6 protein-coding genes and 1 pseudogene are annotated in these 7,560 nt (G+C 70.7%); 3 read left to right on the top strand and 4 right to left on the bottom strand.

Going from position 1 to position 7,560, the window contains the following annotated elements; genetic code table 11:
- Window positions 1-166: 166 nt before the first annotated feature.
- Window positions 167-1,354 carry a radical SAM family heme chaperone HemW gene (gene hemW, locus Q0L54_RS09035; protein WP_296667404.1) on the bottom strand — a complete coding sequence of 396 codons (1,188 nt, stop codon included), beginning with the start codon at window positions 1,352-1,354 and terminating at the stop codon, window positions 167-169.
- 40 nt (window positions 1,355-1,394) lie between these two features.
- The gene (gene lepA, locus Q0L54_RS09040) at window positions 1,395-3,248 is read right to left on the bottom strand and encodes a translation elongation factor 4 (protein WP_296667406.1); all 1,854 of its coding nucleotides are present in this window, start codon (window positions 3,246-3,248) and stop codon (window positions 1,395-1,397) included.
- A 166-nt stretch (window positions 3,249-3,414) separates the two neighbouring features.
- Between lepA and Q0L54_RS09045 the strand changes: the two genes are divergently transcribed.
- The 3 genes from Q0L54_RS09045 to rpsT all read left to right on the top strand — a co-directional run bounded on the left by Q0L54_RS09045 (window position 3,415) and on the right by rpsT (window position 5,952).
- On the top strand, window positions 3,415-5,106 hold the full coding sequence (locus Q0L54_RS09045; RefSeq protein WP_296667408.1) for an EAL domain-containing protein: 1,692 nt from the start codon (window positions 3,415-3,417) through the stop codon (window positions 5,104-5,106).
- Between the two features lie 44 nt (window positions 5,107-5,150).
- The gene (locus tag Q0L54_RS09050) at window positions 5,151-5,612 is read left to right on the top strand and encodes a type II toxin-antitoxin system PemK/MazF family toxin (protein ID WP_296667414.1); all 462 of its coding nucleotides are present in this window, start codon (window positions 5,151-5,153) and stop codon (window positions 5,610-5,612) included.
- Window positions 5,613-5,691: 79 nt separating this feature from the next.
- Complete coding sequence (rpsT, locus tag Q0L54_RS09055; protein WP_296667410.1) at window positions 5,692-5,952, top strand: 30S ribosomal protein S20; 261 nt, start codon at window positions 5,692-5,694, stop codon at window positions 5,950-5,952.
- A 91-nt stretch (window positions 5,953-6,043) separates the two neighbouring features.
- Here rpsT and holA read toward each other — a convergent pair whose 3' ends face one another.
- Together holA and Q0L54_RS09065 are read right to left on the bottom strand one after the other, a co-directional pair.
- Window positions 6,044-7,024: a DNA polymerase III subunit delta gene (gene holA / locus Q0L54_RS09060; protein ID WP_296667412.1), complete on the bottom strand. Its 981-nt coding sequence runs from the start codon at window positions 7,022-7,024 to the stop codon at window positions 6,044-6,046.
- Window positions 7,025-7,029: 5 nt separating this feature from the next.
- Window positions 7,030-7,560 (bottom strand): annotated as a pseudogene (locus Q0L54_RS09065) (ComEC/Rec2 family competence protein); the annotation flags it as partial.

The raw sequence follows: 7,560 nt of genomic DNA on the forward strand, positions 1-7,560 counted from the left end.
TTCCTGAATGCTGATTCGCGTCTCCGGCGGCCCCGACGGCCACCGCTCCCTTCCTCGAAATCAGGATAGGGTCGCGCATTCCGGTCTTCTCGCAGGCGCGGCGCGAGCCGCGCCGCATTGGCTCGTCGGGCGACCGGGAGGCGTCGGGCGCGCCCGCCCAGCTTGGTCAGGGGACGAGCGTGCGCACCACGAGGTCCGCGAGCAGGCGCCCGCGCCGCGTGAGCCGCAGGGTGCCGCGCACGGCCGCCGCGCCGTCCAGCAGGCCATCGGCGATCAGCCGCGCCACCGCCTCGCCGCGCCCCGCCACGGACTCCGCCGGGATTCCCTCGGACAGGCGGATCCTCAGCATCACCCGTTCGAGCGAGAGGTCCTCGGGCACCAGCTCCTCGCCGTCGTCCTCGGGAGAACGCCGCTGAGCGAGGCGCGCCGCGTACGCACGCGGGTTCTTGACGTTCCACCATCGACGCGCGGGCACCGGAGAGCCCTCGGCGTTCACGCGCGGGCCCAGGTAGGAATGCGCGCCCGGGCCCACTCCCCACCAGTCCTGGCTGCGCCAGTAGGCGAGATTGTGGCGGCAGCGATCCGCGGGCTCCCGCGCCCAGTTGGAGACCTCGTACCAGGAGTAACCCGCCTCGCCCAGGAGGGTGTCCGCGAGCTCGTACATCTCTGCCTGGCTGTCCGGGTCGGTGGGGGCGATCTCGCCCCGGCGCAGCTGGGCGCCCATGCGGGTGGCGGGCTCGATCACCAGCGCGTAGGCGCTCACATGGTCGGGCCGCAGGCCGATGGCCGTCTCGAGGCTGACGCGCCAGTCCTCCAGCGACTCGCCGGGCGTGCCGTAGATGAGGTCCAGGCTCACGTGGAGCCCCGCTTCCCGTGCGGCCGCGACCGCGCGCTCGACATTGGCCGGGTCGTGGGTCCGGTCCAGCGTCGCCAGCACCTGCGGCACCGCCGACTGCATCCCCAGGCTCACCCGCGTGAATCCCGCACGGGCGAGCGCCTGCAGCGACTCGCGCGTGACCGAGTCCGGGTTCGCCTCGGTGGTGACCTCCGCGTCGGCGCTCAGGCCCCACGTTCCGCGCACGCCCTCCAGCAGCGCGATGAGCGCCGACGAGTCGAGCATGGTCGGGGTTCCTCCGCCCACGAACACGGTGCGGGCCGGGCGAGAGTCGCCGGGCATCGCGGCGCGGGCCAGCTCCATCTCGGCGAGCGCGGCCTCGACGTAGCCCTCCCGGGTGGCGCCCTCGACCTCGCCCGGCGCGTACGTGTTGAAGTCGCAGTACCCGCACCGCACCGCGCAGAACGGCACGTGGATGTACACGCCGAAGTCCCGGCGTTCGGGTGCGGGGGTGATCACCCTGCCAGACTAGGGTCTACCAGCGCCTAAGCGCTCGTCGTCACTTCTTCTTGCCCTTGTCCGAGCCGTCGTCGGACGTGCTGAGTGCGGCGATGAACGCCTCCGGCGGCACTTCGACCGAGCCGATGTTCTTCATCCGCTTCTTGCCGGCCTTCTGCTTCTCGAGCAGCTTGCGTTTGCGCGAGATGTCGCCGCCGTAGCACTTGGCCAGCACATCCTTGCGGATGGCGCGGATGGTCTCGCGGGCGATGATGCGTGAGCCCACCGCTGCCTGGATGGGCACCTCGAACTGCTGACGGTCGATGAGGTCCTTGAGCTTGCCCACCATGGCCAGCCCGTACTTGTAGGCAGCGTCCTTGTGGACCACTGCGCTGAACGCGTCGACGGTCTCCCCCTGCAGCAGGATGTCGACCTTGACCAGGTCCGCGGCCTGGTCGCCGGCGGGTTCGTAGTCGAGGGAGCCGTAGCCTCGCGTACGCGACTTGAGCTGATCGAAGAAGTCGAACACCACCTCCGCGAGCGGCAGCGTGTAGTGCATCTCGACGCGGGTCTCGCTCAGGTAGTTCATGGTGCCCATCACGCCACGGCGCTCCTGGCACAGCTCCATGACGGTGCCGATGAATTCGCTCGGCACCAGGATGGATGCCTTCACCACGGGTTCGCGGACCTCGTGGATCTTGCCGCCGGGGAACTCGCTCGGGTTGGTCACCGTGTGGACCTTGCCGTCCTCCATCTCGACCTCGTAGACCACGTTGGGAGCGGTCGAGATGAGGTCGATCCCGAACTCCCGCTCGAGGCGGTCGCGCACGATCTCGAGGTGGAGCAGGCCCAGATAGCCGCATCGGAATCCGAAGCCGAGCGCCACGGAGCTCTCGGGCTCGTACACGAGCGACGCGTCGTTCAGCTGCAGCTTGTCGAGGGCGTCGCGCAGGACCGGGAAGTCCGAGCCGTCGAGCGGGAACAGGCCCGAGTAGACCATCGGCTTCGGGTCGCGGTACCCGCCCAGCGACTTCTTCGCGCGGTCGCGCGCGAGCGTCACCGTGTCGCCCACCTTGGATTGGCGCACGTCCTTCACCCCGGTGATGAGGTAGCCCACCTCGCCCACACCCAGGCCCTTGGTGGGCACCGGCTCCGGGCTGATGACGCCTATCTCGAGGAGCTCGTGAGTGGCGAGCGTCGACATCATCGCGATCTTCTCGCGCGGCTTGAGCGAACCGTCCACCACCCGCACGTACGTGACCACGCCGCGATAGGTGTCGTACACCGAGTCGAAGATCATCGCCCGCGTGGGAGCCGCGGCGTCTCCCACGGGCGGCGGGATGTCCCGCACCACGCGGTCGAGCAGCTCCGACACGCCCGCTCCGGTCTTGCCGGAGACCCTCAGCACGTCGTCCTCGTCGCAGCCGATCAGCTGGGCGAGCTCGGCGGCGTAACGCTCGGGGTCCGCCGACGGCAGGTCGATCTTGTTGAGCACCGGGATGATCGTGAGGTCGTTCTCCATCGCGAGGTACAGGTTCGCAAGGGTCTGCGCCTCGATGCCCTGCGCGGCGTCGACCAGGAGCACCGCCCCCTCGCAGGCGGCCAACGAGCGCGAGACCTCATAGGTGAAGTCGACGTGGCCCGGGGTGTCGATCATGTTCAGGGCGAACGGCGCACCGTCCACCGCCCACGGCATGCGCACGGCCTGCGACTTGATGGTGATGCCCCGCTCGCGCTCGATGTCCATGCGGTCGAGGTATTGGGCGCGCGCCGCGCGTTCCGAGACCACCCCCGTGAGCTGCAGCATGCGGTCCGCGAGCGTCGACTTGCCGTGGTCGATGTGGGCGATGATGCAGAAGTTGCGGATCAGCTCCGGCTGCGTCGAGGCGGGCTCGATGCGGATGTCGGCGCTCACGGTGATGACGGTTCCTCGGTTCGAACGGACGGGGTGCGGAACATTCTCCCACGAACTGGGTGGCCGCCGCGGCGGCCGCCCAGGCTCATGGACGCGCGGTCGATGCCGATACATGGGACAGACCGGACGCGCGGCGCGGCCGGAAGAATCGCCGAGGGGGCGAGGCATGGCCGAGACCGACCTGTTCCGACCCGCGTTCGACGGATCACCCATCGGGATGATCGTGCTGGGCGCGGACGGGGAGCTGCTGGACGTGAATTTCGCGTTCGCGCGCATCCTCGGACGCTCGGTGGCGAGCCTGCGCACCTACCGCCTGCGAGACATCACGCACCCCGACGACGTCCGGCGCAACGAGGAGCTGATCGGTCAGATCGACGCCGGCGAACTCCCGTACTTCCAGGCGCAGTCGCGACTCGTCCATCGCAACGGCGACGCCGTGTGGACGCGCATCACCGTCTCTCCCGCGCCCGAGGGCGACGACGACGCGCGGTACGTGGCGCACATCGAGGACATCACCGAGATCCGGCGCGCCAAGGACCTGCTCGAGCGCCGCGCCCTCTACGACCACCTCACCGGCCTGGCCAATCGCACTCTGCTGCTGGAGCGCCTGGGGGTGGCGCTCGAGGAGCGCCGGTCCGACGTCCACACGGTGGCGTGCGTGTTCCTCGACGTCGATCACTTCAAGCTCGTCAACGACTCCCTGGGCCACGAGGCCGGCGACGTCCTGCTGCGCGAGATCGCGTCACGGATCCGCGGCGCGGTGCGCCCTGGTGACACCGTCGCACGACTGGGCGGCGACGAGTTCGTGGTCATCCTCCAGAGCGTCGCGACGCAGGCCGCCGCCGAGGCATACCTCACGGTGATCGCCGCCGATGTTCAGGTCCCCTTCACCGTGGGAGGGCACGAGGTGGTGCCCACCGTGAGCGCGGGACTCGCCCTGGCCGAGCCGGGCATCACCGCCGAGAGCCTGCTCCGCAACGCCGACACGGCCATGTACACGGCCAAGCAGCGCGGCCGCGCACGCGTCGAGGTCTTCTCCAGCGAGCTGCGGAGCACCGCGCTCACCAAGCTGTCGATCGAGTCGGAGCTGCGCACCGCGATCCGCGAGGGCGAACTGGTGGTCCACTACCAGCCGATCGTGCGGCTGGACACGTGTGAGACGGTCGCATACGAGGCACTGGTGCGCTGGCAGCACCCCGGCCGGGGGCTGCTGCTTCCCGAGGAGTTCATCGAGGTGTGCGAGGAGGCGAACCTCGTGGTGCCGCTCGGGGCGTTCGTCATCACCGAGGCCTGTGAGTTCATCGCCTCCCAGCCGGACTTCACCGGTCGGGTATTCGTCAACGTCTCGACCCGTCAGATCGGCTCGGCGGACCTCACCCGCGTGGTGACTCACGCCCTCGACTCCACCGGCATCGACCCGGCCCGACTGGGGCTCGAGATCACCGAGTCAGGCATGCTCATCGCCACGCAGGCGGCGCGGTCCGACCTCGACGGTCTCACCAGCCTGGGCATCGACCTGATCATCGACGACTTCGGGACGGGCTACTCGGCCCTGAGCTCCGTGCTGCTCAACCCGGTGTCGGGCCTCAAGCTCGCCCGCGAGTTCACGCTGCGGCTGGGCGACCGCTCGACGGGCGACCGCATCTCCACCACGATTGCGACCCTCACCCGAAGCCTCGGCATGTCGGGCGTCATCGAGGGCGTCGAGTCCGAGGCCCAGCTCGCCATCGCGCGCGAGCAGGGCTGGGAACTGGGCCAGGGCTTCCTCTTCGGCCACGCCGTTCCGGCGGGCGAGCTGCGGTTCGACGGACCCGCCGTGGCGGACGAGCGCGGCGGGCCGGTACCGTCTGCCGGGTGAGCACCTGGTCCGAGCTGGTCCGAAGGATCGTTCGCGCCGTCCGCGTGACGCCGTCTCCCCGCGCGCGCACGGCCGCGAGGACCCGCACCGCGACCGCTCCGTCCTACCCGGGAGACTTCGAGGGCGTGCCGCGCATCGAGTACTCCCCCACGCGCGGCGGCGATCCCGACCCCGGCGAGATCGTGTGGACGTGGGTGCCCTACGAGGAGGACCACACGCGCGGCAAGGATCGTCCGGTGCTGCTCATCGGGCGCGATGGCCCCTGGCTGCTGGCCCTCATGCTCACCAGCAAGGACCACGATCGCGACGCCGCGGATGAGGCACGCTGGGGCCGGTACTGGATGGACATCGGCTCGGGACCGTGGGATCGTCGCGGGCGGCCCAGCGAGGTGCGGCTCGACCGCATCGTCCGCGTCGACCCGGCCGCAGTCAGGCGCGAGGGCGCGATCCTGGAGCGGACGATCTTCGACGAGACGGCACGTTCACTCAAGAAGCACCATCGCTGATATGATCGACGTTCGTGTGTGAGCGCGTCTGCTCGCGCCGCACCCCCGAACTTTTCCACCAGAATGTAGAAGGAACGCTGTGGCAAACATCAAGTCGAAGATCAAGCGCATCGGCACGAACGAGAAGTCGCGCCTGCGCAACGTCGCCGTGAAGTCCGAGCTCAAGACCCACGTCCGCAAGGTTCGCGAGGCCGTCGCCTCCGGCGACAAGACCGCCGCCGAGACCGCACTCAAGACCGCCTCCGTCAAGCTCGACAAGGCCGCCTCGAAGGGCGTGATCCACAAGAACCAGGCCGCGAACCGCAAGTCCTCGCTGGCCAAGCAGGTCGCCGCTCTCTGACGACCGTCAGGCCGACGCCCCGAATCGCCCCGGCGACTCGGGGCGTTCGTGTGTCCGGCCCCGTGTCCCCGCCGACAGCGCGCGGGCGCCGTCAGGAGGCGAGATCCGCGACGATGCGGACCGCGCGCTCGAGGGCGAACCCGGGGGCCCGTGACGCTCCCTTGATCTCCGCGTCCGCCTGCGCGACGGCCTGGACCGCGAGGGCCAGGGTGTCGGCGTCCCAGCGGCGCAGGTCTCGCCGCGCGCGTTCCTCCTGCCACGGCTGGATCCCGAGCGCCCGCAGGTCCAGCCCTCGCCCGCGCGCAGCGCCCACCTTGATGAGCGTGCGCAGCTTGGAGGCGAGCGCCGCCACCAGCGGCACCGGGTCCGTGCCCGTGGACAGGGCGTGTCGCACCAGGGCGATCGCCTCCGCGGACCGGCCCGCGATGGCCGCGTCCGCGACCGCGAATCCGGTGGCGTTGACGCGCGTGCCGTAGTAGCGGGCGATCACGCCCTCGTCGATGGGGCCGTCGACGTCGCTGACGAGCTGCGCGCATGCGGCGGCGATCTCCGCGACATCCTCGCCGATCGCGTCCACCAGCGCACGCACGGCGCGTGCGGGCGCGGGCCGGCCCGCACGCTCGAACTCCGCGGTGGCGAAGTCCACCAGCTCGGCGTCCCTCTTGATCGCGGGACACGTGTACTCGGGCGCGCCCCCGGAGCGAAGGGTGTCCAGCAGGCGCTTGCCGCGGTTGCCGCCCGCATGCTGCATCACCACCACGCACTCGGGGTCGGGATTCGCCGCGTACGCCAGGGCGTCCTGAAGGAAGTCGTCGTTCATCGCCTCGAGCGCCTCGACCACCACCAGGCCGGGCTCCGCGAACAGGGACGGGCTGGTCGCGGCCGCTAGGGATCCCCGCGAGTACGCCCCTGCGTCGAGCCGGCTGACCTCGATCTCTCCACGCGCGCGCATCGCCGCCGTGATCCGCTCGACGGCGCGCGAGGCGAGCAGCCGTTCCGGCCCCGACACGAGCACCACCGGCGCGGGTGAAGCGCGGTGCCATGTCGCCTGAGGTGCCTGCCGTCCCGCCACGGGCACTAGCCTGCCACGGACGTCGGACACGCCCGGACCAGGGCCGGACCGCCGTCCGCCGTGGTGAGCACCACGTCCCCGCAGAGGTCCGTGCGCAGGACCACCGCGCCCGCGCCTCCATACAGCGCGAGCGCCTCCCCCGAGGGGTGGCCGTAGTCGTTGCCCGCCCCCACGGAGACCACGGCGACCGGGGCCGCGAGTTCGCGGATGAGCCCGGGATCCTGAGCGGCGGATCCGTGGTGCGCCGCCTTGACCACGTCGACCGAGCCGGGCGCGAGCACGCGCTCCAGCCGGCGCTGTCCGTCGATCTCGAGGTCCCCGAGAGCGACCACGGTCAGGCCACCGCCGATCAGCCGCAGCGCGGTCGAGGAGTCGTTGACCTCGGTGCCGTCGCGCGATTGCGGCGGCGGCCCGCTCTGCAGCACGTCGACGGCAAGCCCCCCTACCGCCACCGATTCCCCCGCACCGGGCGCCGGCCCGCCACGCGCTCCCGCCGCCGCCACGGTCGTATCGCCGGCCGCGGGCGGCAGCCAGAC

This window comes from Demequina sp., assembly GCF_024642165.1.
Lineage (GTDB): Bacteria > Actinomycetota > Actinomycetes > Actinomycetales > Demequinaceae > Demequina.